The organism is Lysobacter alkalisoli, from assembly GCF_006547045.1.
GTDB classification, from domain to species: domain Bacteria; phylum Pseudomonadota; class Gammaproteobacteria; order Xanthomonadales; family Xanthomonadaceae; genus Marilutibacter; species Marilutibacter alkalisoli.
The window spans coordinates 1840055-1855616 of sequence record NZ_CP041242.1 but is presented as its reverse complement, the minus strand read 5'-3'; the positions used below and the strand labels follow the sequence as shown (position 1 = coordinate 1855616).

Below are 15562 nucleotides of genomic sequence, written 5' to 3'. Positions count from 1 at the left end.
AGGAACGGACACGCGACGAGCGGCAACCATTGTTGCGGTCGTCGCCTCAGTCGGAGAATCCTGCCCATGTCCCGTGTCCGCCCATCGATGGGTCAGCGCGTGAAGCCGGCGCCTGATGGATGGTTCGACCCATGCACCTGGCTGTGGCAATTCATGCAGTTGCGGCCGAGCATCGAACTCGACCCCGATGGCAGCGCCTCACCGGGCAGGCCGGTGCCGCTGAGCGCGGCGCTGGGGTGGAACTGCGCCATGTGGCATTGCTGGCACAGCCACGGGCCGCGCTGGCGCAGCAGCGAGGCCTGCACCGAGCCGTGCGGACGATGGCAGAGCAGGCAGTCCTCGCGCACCGGTGGATGCTCCCAGAGGAACGGCCCGCGCAGATCGGCGTGGCACTGGTAGCAGGTTTCGTTGACCGTGCCCCGGGTGAGCAGGGACGGACCGCTGGAGCCATGCACCGCATGGCAGTCGCTGCAGGCCATGCGCTCATCGTGCAGCGGGTGATGGGACGGTCGCAGCGATTCGGTCCGCACCGAACGGTGGCAGCCATAGCAGGTCTGCGACTGTGCGGTTGCGTCCTGCATCGGATCCGTGCCGGTGTGTGCGCGGTGACAGGTCGCGCAGGCCAGCCCCTCATGGTCGTGCGTACTGCCCTGCCAATGCATGCCGGCACCGCTGCGATGGCAATCCAGGCAGGTCGCGTTCTGCGCTTCGGCGGGCGTTGTCGAGGCCGCACCGAACACCTTGTCCGGGGGCGCCCGCCGGCTGCCGCGCTCGGGTCGCTGCATATGCGCCAGGCTCGGCCCATGGCAGGTGGCGCAGCCGTGTTCGGCAAATCCACTGTGGGGGTCCGCCGCCACCGCGTGCGGCGTGCCGAGGATGGGGGTGACCGCCGGCTCGTCGTGGCAGGACAGGCAGGTCTCGGCAGCTGGCGGCAGTGCGGCAGGTTGCGCCTCGGACGCGGCTCCCGCCGAGGGCGACATCAGCGTCGAGACCCCAAGGACTCCTGCGATGCCCAGGACAAGGAGGGTAATGAGATCCAGTCTCGTCTTCCGCATGATGGCCTCTGCTCCCCCCAAAGGAACTCCGCATCTCAGGGATTCCTGGCACCGACGTTATCGGTCCGTCCGTGCACAGTCATTGACTTCGATCAATAATGTCTCCGCAGCCCAGCCGATGATCAGAACACATCGTCGCCGGAGACTCGCCATCAAACCGATCGCTGCCAGCCCGCTGGGCAGGTGGATACAGCCAGGCACCTGGATCGCCCTGTACCTGGCCCTGATCGCCCTGCCCCTGCTCGTCCTGCTGCTCGGGGACCGTCCCGGCGGCGGCGGGTTCGGGTGGGATTTCGCCCTCGCCCTTGGCTACGCAGGCCTGGCCATGATGGCGGTGCAGTTCGCGCTGACCGCCCGCTTCAAGCGCGCCACCGCACCCTTCGGCATCGACATCATCTACTACTTCCACCGTTATCTGGCGGTGATCGCCTTCATGCTGCTCCTGTTGCATGCGGCCCTCCTGGTTGCGATCCGTCCGGAGGCTGTCGGCAGCATCGACCCGCGCGAGGCGCCGGCATACATGACCCTGGGCTGGCTCGCGATGCTTGCGTTCGTATCGATCATGGTTACCTCACTGCTGCGCAAGCAGCTCCGCATCGACTACGACGTCTGGCGCCGCATGCACACGGTCCTGGCCGTGCTGGGCATCGCATTCGCGCTGCTGCACATCCTGGGTTCGGCCAGCTACCTGCTGACGCCGTTCAAACGCGGGCTATGGATTACGCTGGCGCTGTCCGCCATCGCCCTGGTCGTCCATGTCCGCGTGATCCGTCCGTGGTGGCTGCAGCGGCACCCCTGGCGGGTCACCGAGATCCGTCAGGAGCGGGGACGCAGTTGGACCGTGGCTGTCGAACCGCAGCATGCAGCGGCTTTCCATTACGAGCCGGGGCAATTTTCCTGGCTGAGCCTGCGTGCCTCACCGTTGGCAATGCGCGAGCATCCTTTTTCGTTCTCCTCCAGCCCTACCCGGCCGGGGCGCCTCGAGTTCACCATCAAGGCGCTGGGCGACTTCACCGCGACCATCGGCGACCTCCAGCCCGGTATGGCCGCGTGGGTGGACGGTCCCTATGGCGCCTTCGGAGTCGACAGACATCCGGACGCGACCGGGCACGTGTTCATCGCCGGCGGTGTGGGCATCGCGCCGATCGTCAGCATGTTGCGGGCACTCGCCGACCGCGGAGATACCCGCCCACTATGGCTGTTCTACGGCAACCGTCGCTGGGAGCGCATCGTGTTCCGGGAAGAACTCGATGTTATGGCCGGACACCTGGACCTGCATGTCGTGCACGTGCTGGGCGAACCGCCGGATGGATGGACCGGAGAGCGCGGCTTCATCACCCGCGAGGTCCTGGCACGCCATCTTCCGGCCGGACGGCACGGGTTCCATTACTTCATCTGTGGGCCGAAACCGATGATCCAGCTTGCCGAACGCAGCCTGCGTTCGCTGGATGTTCCGGCTACGCGGATGCACTCGGAAATATTCGACCTGGCTTGAAGGAGAATCATCATGCGTAAACGTCTGGCAAGAACCCTCGCCGTGCTCTCGGGCATCATGGTTGTAGTCCTGTCGGCCACCTTCGCGGCCGTGATGAATCCATCCGTCGGCGACGATGCCGGGGGCGCCCCGACCGCGGCGGGCGCCGGTAAACAGGCACAGATCGCCCGCGGGCGCGAACTGTTCCGCGAGGAAGATTGCGTACGCTGCCATTCGATCGGTGGCGTGGGCGGTCGCCGCAGTCCCCTGGATGACATCGCCAGGCACATGGACGCCGCAGAGATGCGAGACTGGATTCTCGGCACCGATGCCGTCCGCGACGGACTGTCGCCGTCTGCCCTGAACGCAAAACGCGTCTACCGCTCATTGCCGCCGGAGGATATCGACGCCCTGATCGTCTACCTGCAGAGCCTCTAACGCAACGCTGAGAAGCTACGCCTGCTGCAGGGCGTTGCATACGACCGTTCCTTCGCAAGAAGTCACAAGCGTTTGCCCGTCTCTTTTCGTCCCTCTTCCAGGCCGCGCCGATAAGCCTCTTCCGCATCATGGTGCTGCTCTCCGCCTTGGCTGTGCCCGCCATGGCCCTTGTGCATGAAGAGATGCATCAGCGGGCACAGCAGGATGATCAGGACGGGGAGATACGGGAGGACGTGAGCAGCGTGCTCCACAAAGAGAAAATAGAGCGCCGCGCCAATGAGTATGAGCGTTGCCAGGCCGTGAAGGCTTGTCCAGTATCCGGGCTTGGTGGCCATGTGGGTTTCTCCTGTGCCGGCTGCCGCGGCAGCGTTATCGAGTCGAAACAGATCATTTGTCCACGTTCAGCTTCAGCCGTTTGAGACGGAGGGAGTTGCCGATCACGGACAGGGAACTGGCAGTCATGGCGATCACACCGATCATGGGATGCAGCAGGCCAGCGGCAGCGATGGGAATGGCGGCCACGTTGTAGAACCAGGCCCAGAACAGGTTTTCCACGATCTTGCGGAAGGTGCCACGGGACAGGCGGATAGCTTCGACCACCTTGGTCAACTCACCCCCCACCAGGGTGACGTCAGCCGCCTCGATGGCGACATCGGCTCCGGCGCCGATGGCGATGCCGACGTTGGCCTGTTTCAGGGCCGGCGCGTCGTTGATGCCGTCGCCTACCATGGCCACCTGCTGGCCATGCATTTCCTGCAGCTTCCTGATGGCTTCGACCTTGCCTTCCGGCAGGACCCCCGCCAGCACCTCATCGATACCTACCTGATTGGCGACATGGCGTGCCGTGCGCTCGTTGTCGCCGGTGATCATGATCGTGTGAATATCCAACTCATGAAGGGCGGCGATGGCGGCTTTCGACTCGTCCTTGATGGTGTCGGCGACAGCGACGATACCGGCGGCACGACCGTCGGCAGCGACGAGCATCGCGGTCTTGCCTTCGTTCTCCAGTCTGACCAGAGCGTCTTCAAGCTCCTCCAGTTCGATTCCCTCTTCATCGAGGAGGCGGCGACTGCCGACGTGGACAAGTCTGCTATTCACGCGGCCTTCCACGCCGCGGGCGGTAACCGCCTTGAAATGGCTGACGGTGGGTATGTCCAGCTCTCTCTGCCGGGCGCCATTGACGATGGCCTGTCCCAGCGGGTGTTCCGAGCCGACTTCCACCGAAGCCGCGTACATCAGGACGTCGTCCTCGGCGAACCCGCCGACGGCGATGACGTCGGTAAGGGAGGGCTCTCCCCTGGTGATGGTGCCGGTCTTGTCCAACACCACGACCTTTATGTCTTTCAGGGACTGAATCGCTTCACCCGAGCGGATCAGCACCCCGGTCTCGGCGCCCAGCCCCGATCCCACCATGATGGCGGTCGGCGTGGCGAGCCCAAGGGCGCACGGACAGGCGATCACCAGCACCGCTACGGCGGACAGGAGGCCCAGCATCAACGGCGACAACTCCGGGTCCACCCATGGCAGAAAGCCGGCGCCCCAGTAGAGAACCGGCCTCAGCGAATCGGCAAACAGCAGCCATGTAACCAGGCTTGCCAAACTGATCAGGATCACCGCCGGAACGAACCTGGCAGTCACCTTGTCCGCGAATTCCTGGATCGGCACCTTTGAGCCTTGGGCCTGTTCCACCAGCCGGACAACCTGGGACAGGAAAGTGTCGGCGCCCACCCGGGTGGCGCGCACTTGCAGCATGCCTTCCTTGTTGATGGTGGCGCCGATCACCGCATCGCCCGGACCTTTCTCCACCGGCACGGACTCGCCCGTGGCGATGGATTCATCCAGGTGACTGCTGCCCGCGACGATTTCGCCATCGGTGGGCACCTTGGCGCCAGGGCGCACCACCATGATGTCGTCCACTTGAAGTTGTGCGACCGGCACTTCGGTTTCCCGCCCGTCCCGCAACACGGATGCGGTCTTTGCGCCCAGTTTGAGCAGCTTCTTGATCGCCTGCGATGCGCGGCCCTTGGCCCGGGTCTCCAGATAACGCCCCAGCATGTGGAAGCTCATGATGGTGGCGGCCATTTCGATGAACGAGGTCATGGGGTAGACGAAGCCCGCCAACCCGATCAGGTAGGGAGGCAGGCTGCCCATGGAGATGAGCACATCCATGTTGGCGGTACGGTTGGCAAGGGATCGCCAGGACGAGCGGTGGGTGGCCCAACCACCCCGCATGAACACCACGGGAAATGCGAGCAGGGCCACCAGGGCCAGGTACCCCGGCACCGGCACCCAGAACATGTGCACCATCATCAGCGCCATGATCAGGGTGGTGGGTATGGCGGCAAACCACAGGCGCTGCCAGGCCTGGTCGAGATAGCGTTCTTCTACGGCTTCATCCCCGTCCGTGCCGGCGTGCGCCGGGTATTCGCCGACTCTGGCCACTTCGTAGCCTGCCCGCTCGATGGCATTCCGGATGTCGCCATCACCAAGCCGGCCCGAATCGAACTCAACCGTGACGTGGTGGTTGGCGACATTGGTGTTGAGGCTGAAGATGCCCGGTAGCCGCTCAACGGAGGTGGCAATCAGCCCGGCACAATGGTCGCTGCCCATTCCAGGCACCAGCAATTGCAGGGATCGACGCTCCCCGGATGGATCGATGGGGTGCGATGGCAGGGTGTCTTCCGGCTTGTCCATTGCAGTTGCCTCAGCTTGCTTGGTGCCTGGCGGCCGCTCTGGGGAGCCTGTGTCGTCAAGCGCCGATCCTTGATGGGTCGCGTCGAAGACCTGTCTGGCTTGGGAGCCTGAAAAGACCGGTCGTCTTACGCTGGGGTCGGCGATCATGTTGGACGCAAACCCTGGTAGCGACTTGACCTGCGTCAAGCTCCATCGAGTCGAAATTGCCGATGAGTGGCTGAGGCCGCTTCCCTTGCCTGAATGTGGCTTTGCTGATCCAGATCAATACGGCGATTGATCGATCGATCACGCTGGTTGGCACAACTCTTCGAGGAGCATGACAATGGCTGAGTTTCTCGGCGATCTGACTGTACTCGCTTCCATCACATTGGCTGTGTGGGGCTTGCTACTTATCCGACGCGGGCGTACCGAGTCGAGCTCGCTGGTCCTGTCGGCAGGCGTGCTTGCATTGGTGGTTGGAATCGGGACCGCTCTTTGTTCCGGCTATTACATGGTCAAGTACATGCAACAGGGCGATTTCGATCGCGCCTATCCGGCGCACCTCATTGGCCAGAATCCAATGATGGAATCAGGGATGGAGATGCGTCATCGTGGTATGGACGGCATGGGCGAGCACCCTGCGTCCAAAGTACGGAAGAACATGCAACCGGCTCAGACTGAAGCGGTCGATGAAGAGCATGACGATGAAGGGCATCGATAGACAGGAGCCCGCATCGGGCGTCGCGGTGCCTGACACGCGACAAAATTCCATCGCGAAAAGGCTATAAGGCGCGAATGACGCGACGATGCCCGCAAGCAATGGGAGAAGGCGAACAGGGAGCCTATGGAAGGCTCCCATCGATGTACTTCAGCGGCCTGCAGCCACGCTCAGATCCTGCCTGGCGGCCGCGGTCCACGGGATGGCCATGAAACGTTTCAACGCCGCCTTCGAGTCAGTACACCTAGTGCGATCACCAGAGCCGCCAGGCTTCCAACCACAACCCACGGGTGGTTGTGCACGTAATCTCGCGTGTGCTTTCCCGCAGCCCGTGCGCGGTCGATCGCACCGTGCTCGAGTTCAGCCAGTTGTGAGCTGACTTTTCGCAGCCGGCGACCTGTACTCAGTTTCAGCTCGTCGAACTGCTCTCCGCCAGCGCCGGCCATGTTCTGCACGGTTCGCTCGACATCGTCGACGATTTTGCGCAGGTCGCGGCGCATGCGATTGGTATTTAGTTGATGCATGAGTGTATCTCCCGTTCGAGGCTCGGCTTTCTCCGGTACCTGTCATCACCTGAAGTCGGACGAAGCCGTCATTCCATTGGTCCTTGACACTCCAACCCGAGCGGGATGGGCCTTCCTGACCCGAAGAGGACCGAACCTCAATGCGAGAAGAACACCGGAAGATGCGCGAACTGCAGCAGCTGACGGGTCGTTCCACCGAGCATCCATTCACGGAAACGCGAACCACCATATCCGCCTGCAACCAACAGCTCGGCATCGGATTCATTGCAGTGTCGCAGCAGTGCCGTAGCCACTGGATCACCGTGCTGCTGTTTGACCACAACACGCACCTTGAGGTCATGCCGGGCCAGGTGCGTTGCAATATCCGCACCTGGCTGCTCTCCATCCTCGCTACGTTCCTCCGGCCCGCTCTCTATCTCCAGCACATCCACCGTTTGAGCGGTGCGCAACAGCGGCATCGCCGCATGCAGGGCATTCGTCGCTTCCCGTGTGGGTCGCCATGCCACCACGATATGCCGTGGTGGCATCTTCAGGCGACAGCTGGGCGGAACAACCAGCACCGGCCGTCCTGATTCAAGCAGCATCGTGCTGAAGAAGGCGTGGACGGAGGGGCTCCCGCCAGTTCCATCCTCGGCAGACGTCATCACGACGAGATCGGCATAGCGTGCGTGCAGTAACGCTTTACGCTGCGAATTGGGTACCAGTGTCTCCACCAGGCGCAACTCCGATGAGACCGCTTCCCGGTTGAGACGCTCGCGCAACTGCGCAGCCTGGGCTTCCGCCATGGCACGTGCCTCGGTGTGGACCCGCTGCATCGACGAAGCGTCCAGGGTCATTCCCCAGGCTCCGTATGCCGGAGACGGAAGATAGATTGTCCCCACCACGGTGAGATGCGCCTGTGTGTAGTCGGCCAGGATCAGCGCCGCATCCAACGCGTTGGCGTCACCGGGCGTGTCGGTGAGGGGAAGTACCAGATCCTTGATCATGTCCATGGCATCCGGTGATGGCTGTAATGCCCATTACGCACCATTACCACAGACGCCTGTTGACCTGTGTCAATTAATACTGAATCTGTCGGTTGCAGCCTTCTGCCCTGCGTCTGTCATAAACGATCGACGACGCCTTGGAAGCATTACCCCTGAGGGATGTCCCGCATGTCAGGCAACTGGTGAGCGACGCCCTTGTGGCAGTCGATGCAGGTTTTCTCGCCGCTGCCGAGCCAGCGCTGGTGGATCTGTGCCGACCGCGGCGCCTGCCGGGTCAGGTCCATCGAATCGTAGTCGTGACAGTTTCGGCATTCCAGCGAATCGTTGGCTTTCAGCCGTGCCCATTCGTGACTGGCGAGGACCAGGCGCTCATCGAGGAACTTCTCGCGAGTATTGATGGTGCCGAACACCTTCCCCCAGACCTCTTTCGAAGCCTGCATCTTGCGCGCAATCTTGTCGGTCCAGTCGTGCGGAACGTGGCAATCCGGGCAGGTCGCGCGCACACCGGAACGGTTGTTGTAGTGGATGGTGGTCTTCAACTCCTCGAAGACGTTGTCGCGCATTTCATGGCAACCGGTACAGAAGCTTTCGGTGTTGGTCGCTTCCAGCGCCGTGTTGAATCCACCCCAGAAGATGATCCCGGCGATGAACCCGCCCAGGGTCAGGAAACCGAGGCTGTAGTGCCGGCTCGGTTTGCGCAGGGTCTTCCAGAGTTCGAGAAACCTGTGCTTTGCCCGCGTCCACATGTCAGTTCGCCTGTCCGCGTCTGGCCTGTTCGTCGGCCAGCACTGTGTCGATGTCACGGAAGCCGTTCGCCACCAGCGGTCTGGCATCTGTCTGCACCACGTGGCACTGGCTGCAGAAGTAGCGTCGCGGCGAAATGGTCGCGAGGAACTGGTCGTCGCGGTCCATGTAGTGGGTCACGCTGACCGGCGGAGCCTGGAAGTCGGCCGCGTTGGAACGCGCGTGGCACAGCATGCAACGGTTGGTATTGACGGTGACCTGGTAGTTGTCGATCGCATGCGGGATGGTCGGCGGCTGCATCGGATAGGCACGTTCGCGCTTGATGTCGACGTTCTGTACCCGCGCCATCGGCGGCGGGATGCCCTCCTCGTCCACCGGTATGCCACGTCGGATCGCGTCGATCTGACCGGTCTGCGGCAACGTGTGGACGGGCTCCGCGGCCGGGATGCCTGCATGGGGCCGAGGCGCCTGCCTTTCTGACCGGAACAGCAGAACGATCACGATGCCGAGCAGTACCGCCACCGCTCCACCGAGGATCACGACCAGGGTCCGGCTGTCGACCGCGCCCCGCTGCCCTGCCCTTCGACCTATGCCCCTGATGTTCATCGGCGAGCCTGCGTTCATGCCGCCACCACCTTGACCGCGCATTTCTTGTAGTCGGTCTGCTTCGAGATCGGATCGGTCGCATCCAGGGTGACCTTGTTGATCAGCTGGCCGGCATCGAACCACGGCACGAACACCATCCCGCGCGGCATCCGGTTGCGGCCGCGGGTCTCGACGCGGGTACGCATGTCGCCACGGCGGGAGACGACGCGCACCTCGTCGCCACGCTTGAGCCCGCGTTCGCGAGCATCGTCCGGGTGCATGAACGCCACCGCCGCGGGAAACGAACTGTAGAGCTCGGGCACCCGCATGGTCATAGAGCCGGAGTGCCAGTGTTCCAGCACCCGGCCGGTGACCAGCCACATGTCGTACTCCTCGTCCGGCGATTCGGCCGGTGGCTCGTAGGGCAGCGCCCAGATCACCGCGCGGCCGTCCTTGTTGCCGTAGAACTGGAAGCCGGTGCCCTTCTCCACGTATGGATCGGCGCCCTCGCGGTAGCGCCACAGGGTTTCCTTGCCATCGACCACCGGCCAGCGCAGGCCGCGCGTCGCGTGGTACATGTCGAACGGCGCGAGGTCATGAGCGTGTCCGCGTCCGAACTCCGCGTACTCCTCGAACAGGCCCTTCTGTGGATAGAAACCGAACAGCCCGGCCTCGTCGTTGGCATAGCCCTCGGCGATGTCTTCGACCGGGAACGCGTCGACCTTGCCGTTGCGGAACAGAACATCGAACAGGCTCCTGCCACGGAACTCGGGGTTCGCGGCAAGAATCTCCTCCGGCCAAGTCTCGTCGGTGGTGAAACGCCTGGAGAACTCCATCAACTGCCACAGGTCCGAGCGTGCCTCGCCGGGTGCCTTGACCAGCTGGTGCCAGAAGTGGGTGCGACGTTCGGCATTTCCGTAGGCGCCTTCCTTCTCCACCCACATCGCCGCCGGCAGGATCAGGTCGGCGGCCTGGGCGGTAACCGTCGGGTAGGCATCGGAGACGACGATGAAGTTGTCCGGGTTGCGATAGCCGGGCCAGGTTTCCTCGCGCAGGTTGGCCGCGGCCTGCATGTTGTTGTTGACCATCACCCAGTATGCGTTGAGCGTGCCGTCGCGCAGCGCACGGTTCTGCGCCACCGCATGCAGGCCCGGTTTGTTCTGGATGATCCCGTGTGGAACCTTCCAGATCTCCTCGGCATGCCTGCGGTGTTCCGGATTGGTCACTTCCATGTCGGCCGGCAGCCGGTGCGAGAACGTTCCCACCTCGCGTGCGGTGCCACAGGCCGAGGGCTGGCCGGTCAGCGAGAACGGGCTGTTGCCCGGGGTCGATATCTTCCCGGTCAGCAGATGGATGTTGTAGACCATGTTGTTGCACCACACTCCGCGCGTGTGCTGGTTGAAGCCCATGGTCCAGAACGAAGTGACCTTGATGTCCGGATCGGCATACAGCTCGGCCAGTTTCTGCAGCCAGCCGCGCTCCACTCCGGTCATTTCCACCGCGCGTTCCAGCGTGTACGGCGCGACAAACGCCGCGAACTCGTCGAAGGTGATGGGCGTGCCGCCTCCAGGATCGCTGGCGTTCTTCGCCCCGGTCTCCAGCGGATGATCCGGGCGCAGGCCGTAGCCGATATCGTCGTTGCCGCGCTTGAAACTGGCGTGCTTGTCGACGAAGTCCCGGTCGACGCGCCCGCTCCTGATGATGTGATTGGCGATGTAGTTGAGGATGACCAGATCGCTTTGCGGCTTGAACACGATCGGGATATCGGCCAGCTCGAAGCTGCGATGCTCGAAGGTCGACAGCACCGCAACCTTCACGTGCGGGTGCGACAGCCGGCGGTCGGTGACCCGGGTCCACAGGATCGGGTGCATCTCGGCCATGTTCGAGCCCCACAGCACGAAGGCATCGGCCGCCTCGATGTCGTCGTAGCAGCCCATTGGCTCGTCCATGCCGAAGGTGCGCATGAAGCCGACCGCTGCCGAGGCCATGCAATGCCGTGCATTCGGGTCGAGGTTGTTGCTGCGGAATCCGGCCTTCATCAGCTTGTTGGCCGCGTAACCCTCCCAGATCGTCCACTGGCCGGAGCCGAACATGCCGACCGCCGTCGGCCCCTTTTCCTTCAGCGTGCGCTTGAACTGTTGGGCCATCACATCGAAGGCCTCGTCCCACGACACCGGGGTGAACTCTCCGTCCTTCGCGTAGGCGCCGTCCTTCTTGCGCAGCATTGGCCGGGTCAGGCGGTCGGCGCCGTACATGATCTTGGACAGGAAGTAGCCCTTGATGCAGTTGATGCCTCGATTGACCTCGGCATGCACGTCGCCGTGGGTGGCGACCACACGGCCATCCTTCACTGCGACATTGACGCCACAGCCGGTGCCGCAGAAGCGGCATGGCGCCTTGTCCCACTTGAGCTTGACCTGGTCGCCTTCCAGCAACACGTTCTGGGCGCCGGTCGTGGCCGGCAGGCCAGCCGCGGCGGCGGCCGTGGCGATCGCCGTATTGCGGATGAACTCGCGGCGGGTGGTCATGGCTCCGTTCCTCCGACAGGCGCAGGCGATGGGTATTCCTGGATGCGTGCGTCGAGATCCGCACGCGGTTCGACATGGTGATAGACGAGGGATACGTTGATGACACCGGAGATCGCGCGCAGGGCTTCGATGCCGTCCATCAGGGCGCGTGAATGGGATGATTCGCACAACACGATGCTGCGGGTCGCGTCGCCGTCGAAGCGCTCGAGCCCCGGGAGCCGGGCAATGCCGGCATCCAGTTCCCCGCTCGCATCGGCCCGGTGCTGGACGATGAAACTGGCGACATGCCATTCGTCCCCTGGCGCCGCTGTGTCGGCTATGGTTTGCGCATTTCTCATCAAGCCCTCCCCGCCTCTGGCAGCAGTTCCATGGCGTCCACAGGACAGCTGTTCACGCAGGCCCCGCAGCCGGTGCAACGGGCGGTATCGACGGCCGGCGTGGATACCGGAAGCGCGGGTCGAAAAGCGATCGCCCGCTCCGGACAGGCGTCGGCGCAGCTGGCGCAGACCACACCCTGCCGGGCCAGACATCCGGCGTCGACATGCGCACGAAGCGACCATGCCGGCGCACCGGCATGCCGGGCAATCGCACCGGTCCTGCAACTGTCGACGCACTCACCGCAGAAGGTACATTCGCCCCGATGAGGATCGAATGCCGGATACCCGCCATCCGCTCGCACCAGTACCTGCTGCGGGCAACGCTCCACGCAGGCATTGCAGCCGGTGCAGGTATCGATGAAGGCCGTCTCGCCCAGTGCCCATGGCGGACGCAGCGGCGCTGGTTCGCCTGGACGGCCGAGCAGAAGACGCCTGCGGGCAGGATCGTGTGCGGCCGGCATCGTTCAATGTCCCGTCGGTGGTCCATTGAAGATCTGCCAGATCCAGACCAGGAAACCGTATCCGGCCACGAACAGCACCGCCAGCAGCGGGAACAACACTACGGTCAGCAACAGGAACACCGTGCGCTCCCGTGCTTTGCTGGCCTCGCTTATCGCGTCGGCTGGCTCGCCCATCACGTACTCCCCGGGGAATGGTTACTGGACCACCGCACTCACGAGGCGACGCTAGCATGCGCCAGGTCATGAAGGTGTCGATGCCACCGCAGCTGGGCAACTTCAGAAAATCGCGGCACCGGTCGCCCCGTCCCCGAGCGTGTTCCGGCTAGTATTGCGGATTGGCGCGTAAGCGCATGTCGGGTTGGGGAGCCATGGAGCCACGCTGCATTTCATTGAAGAAGTTTGCCCTGGCCGGGGCCGTTGTCCTGCTGGCGGGAGTGGCCGGTTGTTCGGCGACGACCCCGGAACCCGGGTCCATGCCCGTTGTCGAGGCCGAAGCTACGCAGGTGGATCCGGCATCCATCGGGCAAGTGGAGGCAGCGTCGGCTCAACCGCAGGAATTGACCCGGGCCGAACGCGAGGCGGCGCTCAACGAGATCCGCCGCAAGAGCGCGGCTGCCGCGGAGGCCGAACGGGCCCAGCGCGAAGCATTCGAGCGCGAACGCGAACGGAAAGCCCCGGCCGGCGCAAAATGCATCGAAGGGGTCCTGTACGGCAAGCAGGGCAACGAGTGGCAGGAACTCGGAACCTGCTGAGGCCTCCTTCAGCCCCTCAACAGCTCAACCCCTCAACAGCATGGCGACGCGCGCCCCGCCCCAGACCAGCAGTAGCCCGCAGGCCAGGGTCAGGCCGAGGTAGAGCAGCAACAGCGGCGTGCGATCGGAACGAGCGAACAGCAGGCACTCGAGCATCAATGCCGAATACGTGGTCAGTCCGCCCATGAGGCCGACGATCAGGAAGGCCTTCCAGTACAGGCCCGCCGGGCCGCGATCCTCCAGCCAGATGGCAAGGAAGCCGGCCGCGAACGAGCCGATCAGGTTGACCGCGAACGTCCCCCACGGGAAGCCACTGCCAAGCTGGCGAAGCAGTACACCGCCCAGCCAGTAGCGTCCGGCTGCGCCCAGCGCGCCGCCGCACATCACCAGCAGCAGCTGATACCACCAGATAGAAGGGTGCATTGCGCATTCCTTTTTAATTCAATAGCATGATGGACAAATAGAGAGATTACATGAGCATCCTCTGCTTGCCCTCATTCCCCACCAGGCTTCCGCCGCGCGTCCGTCCTCACCTGCCGTAACCGGTCCAGCTTCGCCTTCAGTTTGATCTCCATGCCCCGCTCCACCGGCTGGTAATAGACGCGCTCGCCCATCGCATTCGGGAAACCGGTCTGGTCCAGGGCGACGCCGCCTTCGGCATCGTGGTCGTACTGGTAGCCCTTGGCGTAACCCAGCGACTTCATCAGTTTCGTCGGCGCGTTGCGCAGGTGCATGGGCACCTCCTGGGTGCCGTACTCCGCTACATCCCTGCGTGCCGCCTTGTAGGCGGCATAGGCCGCATTCGACTTGGCCGTGCTGGCCAGATAGATCACCAGCTGCGCCAGCGCCAGTTCCCCCTCCGGGCTGCCGAGACGGTCGTAGGCATCCCAGGCATCGGTCGCCATCTGAAGAGCGCGGGGATCGGCCAGGCCGATGTCCTCCACCGCCATCCGGGTCAGCCGGCGCGCGAGGTAGATCGGGTCGCAGCCGCCGTCGAGCATGCGTGCCAGCCAGTACAGCGCGGCATCGGGGTTGGAGCTGCGTACGGATTTGTGCAGGGCCGAGATCTGGTCGTAGAACTGCTCGCCACCCTTGTCGAAACGGCGGGTGCGATCGGCCAGCACCTGCAGCAGGGTCTGCTCGGTGATCTCGCCGCCCTCGTCGGCGGCCAGTTCGGCGGCAATCTCGAGCAGGGTCAGGGCGCGGCGCACGTCGCCATCGGCGGCACGGGCAATCTCGGCCAGGCACTCGTCGCTGATGCTGACCTTCGATCCGCCCTCCCCCTGCCCGCCCAGGCCGCGCGACTCGTCGGCCAGCGCATGCCGCAGGGTGACGATGATGTCATCTGGCGCCACTGCTTCCAGTACATGCACGCGGCAGCGCGACAGCAGCGCGGAGTTCAGTTCGAACGATGGATTCTCGGTCGTCGCGCCGACGAACACGATGGTGCCGCGTTCGATATGCGGCAGGAATGCATCCTGCTGGGTCTTGTTGAATCGATGGACCTCGTCGACGAACAACACCGTGCGGCGGCCTTCGGCGAAGCGGTGCGCGGCTTCGGCCAGCACCTGGCGCACCTCGGGCAAGCCCGACAGCACCGCCGAGATCGCCCGGAATTCGGCATCGGCGTACCTGGCCAGCAACAGCGCGAGCGTGGTCTTTCCGCAGCCCGGCGGGCCCCACAGCACCATCGAGTGCACGTGACCGCCCTCGACCGCCCGCCGCAGCGCGCTGCCTTCGGCCAGCAGCCGGCGTTGACCGACCATCTCATCGAAAGTCACCGGACGCATGCGCTCGGCCAGCGGGCGCATGGCGTCGCGGTTGACATCAAGCAGGTCGGGGTGTCGGTAGGGGGTACGGAAGCGCGGCGGACCAAATCGGCGATTCATCAAGCGGGACCGGGCACCACGATACCAAGCCGGCCTCGCATCGGGTGAGACGCCCCTGCACCAACGGTCTGGCAGGACGCACGAGTCCGCGCCGCCGGACTGGAACGGCGGTCGCTTTCCCGCATTGGCTGCCATGGTCCTGAAAGGGTTCTGCGATTTCCATCACGTTCACCCCCGGGGTTGCCATGGGTGAATCCGCGAACGGTTGACGCATCGGCTTTCGAACATGACGGGCGTGCCTGTCCGCAGTGGGCCGTCGCCGCTGCTGCCAATCCGGGAATCAGTCGCGCAGTACAGGCGATCCAGTGGTGGGAGTGCTGGATCAAGGGGGGCCATGCCAGGTCCATCCGGTATCGGA

The 15562-nt window shown here is 64.0% G+C and carries 17 protein-coding genes; 4 read left to right on the top strand and 13 right to left on the bottom strand.

Annotation, left to right across the window (positions count from 1 at the left end; genetic code table 11):
- Nucleotides 1-92 precede the first annotated feature (92 nt).
- Nucleotides 93-1055, bottom strand: a complete 963-nt coding sequence (locus tag FKV23_RS07995) for a DmsE family decaheme c-type cytochrome (protein ID WP_141623382.1) — start codon at nt 1053-1055, stop codon at nt 93-95.
- A gap of 118 nt (nt 1056-1173) precedes the next feature.
- Between FKV23_RS07995 and FKV23_RS07990 the strand changes: the two genes are divergently transcribed.
- Together FKV23_RS07990 and FKV23_RS07985 are read left to right on the top strand one after the other, a co-directional pair.
- A complete protein-coding gene (locus FKV23_RS07990) occupies nt 1174-2550 on the top strand; it encodes a ferredoxin reductase family protein (protein ID WP_141623381.1) in 1377 nt (458 codons plus the stop codon).
- 12 nt (nt 2551-2562) lie between these two features.
- The gene (locus tag FKV23_RS07985) at nt 2563-2967 is read left to right on the top strand and encodes a c-type cytochrome (protein WP_141623380.1); all 405 of its coding nucleotides are present in this window, start codon (nt 2563-2565) and stop codon (nt 2965-2967) included.
- A 62-nt stretch (nt 2968-3029) separates the two neighbouring features.
- On the opposite strand, the gene FKV23_RS07980 is transcribed toward FKV23_RS07985, so the two are convergent.
- Nucleotides 3030-3302 carry a DUF2933 domain-containing protein gene (locus tag FKV23_RS07980; protein ID WP_141623379.1) on the bottom strand — a complete coding sequence of 91 codons (273 nt, stop codon included), beginning with the start codon at nt 3300-3302 and terminating at the stop codon, nt 3030-3032.
- A 52-nt stretch (nt 3303-3354) separates the two neighbouring features.
- Nucleotides 3355-5661 carry a heavy metal translocating P-type ATPase gene (locus FKV23_RS07975; protein ID WP_208543256.1) on the bottom strand — a complete coding sequence of 769 codons (2307 nt, stop codon included), beginning with the start codon at nt 5659-5661 and terminating at the stop codon, nt 3355-3357.
- A gap of 322 nt (nt 5662-5983) precedes the next feature.
- Between FKV23_RS07975 and FKV23_RS07970 the strand changes: the two genes are divergently transcribed.
- Nucleotides 5984-6361 (top strand): hypothetical protein, encoded by a 378-nt coding sequence (locus tag FKV23_RS07970; protein WP_141623378.1) that lies wholly within the window; start codon nt 5984-5986, stop codon nt 6359-6361.
- 215 nt (nt 6362-6576) lie between these two features.
- On the opposite strand, the gene FKV23_RS07965 is transcribed toward FKV23_RS07970, so the two are convergent.
- The 8 genes from FKV23_RS07965 to napE form a co-directional block, all read right to left on the bottom strand.
- A complete protein-coding gene (locus tag FKV23_RS07965; RefSeq protein WP_141623377.1) occupies nt 6577-6882 on the bottom strand; it encodes a DUF883 family protein in 306 nt (101 codons plus the stop codon).
- A 137-nt stretch (nt 6883-7019) separates the two neighbouring features.
- Complete coding sequence (locus tag FKV23_RS07960; RefSeq protein WP_167285093.1) at nt 7020-7868, bottom strand: universal stress protein; 849 nt, start codon at nt 7866-7868, stop codon at nt 7020-7022.
- Between the two features lie 146 nt (nt 7869-8014).
- Nucleotides 8015-8614 (bottom strand): cytochrome c3 family protein, encoded by a 600-nt coding sequence (locus FKV23_RS07955; protein ID WP_141623375.1) that lies wholly within the window; start codon nt 8612-8614, stop codon nt 8015-8017.
- Nucleotide 8615: 1 nt separating this feature from the next.
- The gene (locus FKV23_RS07950) at nt 8616-9236 is read right to left on the bottom strand and encodes a nitrate reductase cytochrome c-type subunit (RefSeq protein ID WP_244244133.1); all 621 of its coding nucleotides are present in this window, start codon (nt 9234-9236) and stop codon (nt 8616-8618) included.
- The gene (gene napA / locus FKV23_RS07945) at nt 9233-11725 is read right to left on the bottom strand and encodes a periplasmic nitrate reductase subunit alpha (protein WP_141623374.1); all 2493 of its coding nucleotides are present in this window, start codon (nt 11723-11725) and stop codon (nt 9233-9235) included. Before napA ends, FKV23_RS07950 begins: the two co-directional genes overlap by 4 nt.
- Nucleotides 11722-12063: a chaperone NapD gene (locus tag FKV23_RS07940; RefSeq protein WP_141623373.1), complete on the bottom strand. Its 342-nt coding sequence runs from the start codon at nt 12061-12063 to the stop codon at nt 11722-11724. Before FKV23_RS07940 ends, napA begins: the two co-directional genes overlap by 4 nt.
- Nucleotides 12063-12563: a ferredoxin-type protein NapF gene (gene napF / locus FKV23_RS07935; protein ID WP_141623372.1), complete on the bottom strand. Its 501-nt coding sequence runs from the start codon at nt 12561-12563 to the stop codon at nt 12063-12065. Before napF ends, FKV23_RS07940 begins: the two co-directional genes overlap by 1 nt.
- A gap of 3 nt (nt 12564-12566) precedes the next feature.
- On the bottom strand, nt 12567-12737 hold the full coding sequence (napE, locus tag FKV23_RS07930) for a periplasmic nitrate reductase, NapE protein (protein WP_141623371.1): 171 nt from the start codon (nt 12735-12737) through the stop codon (nt 12567-12569).
- 299 nt (nt 12738-13036) lie between these two features.
- Here napE and FKV23_RS07925 point away from each other — a divergent pair, with 299 nt between their 5' ends.
- Nucleotides 13037-13315, top strand: coding sequence for a hypothetical protein (locus FKV23_RS07925; protein WP_141623370.1), 279 nt, complete (start codon nt 13037-13039; stop codon nt 13313-13315).
- A gap of 24 nt (nt 13316-13339) precedes the next feature.
- Here FKV23_RS07925 and crcB read toward each other — a convergent pair whose 3' ends face one another.
- Nucleotides 13340-13738, bottom strand: coding sequence for a fluoride efflux transporter CrcB (gene crcB, locus FKV23_RS07920; RefSeq protein WP_141623369.1), 399 nt, complete (start codon nt 13736-13738; stop codon nt 13340-13342).
- Between the two features lie 71 nt (nt 13739-13809).
- Nucleotides 13810-15204, bottom strand: coding sequence for a replication-associated recombination protein A (locus FKV23_RS07915; protein ID WP_141623368.1), 1395 nt, complete (start codon nt 15202-15204; stop codon nt 13810-13812).
- Nucleotides 15205-15562 lie beyond the last annotated feature (358 nt).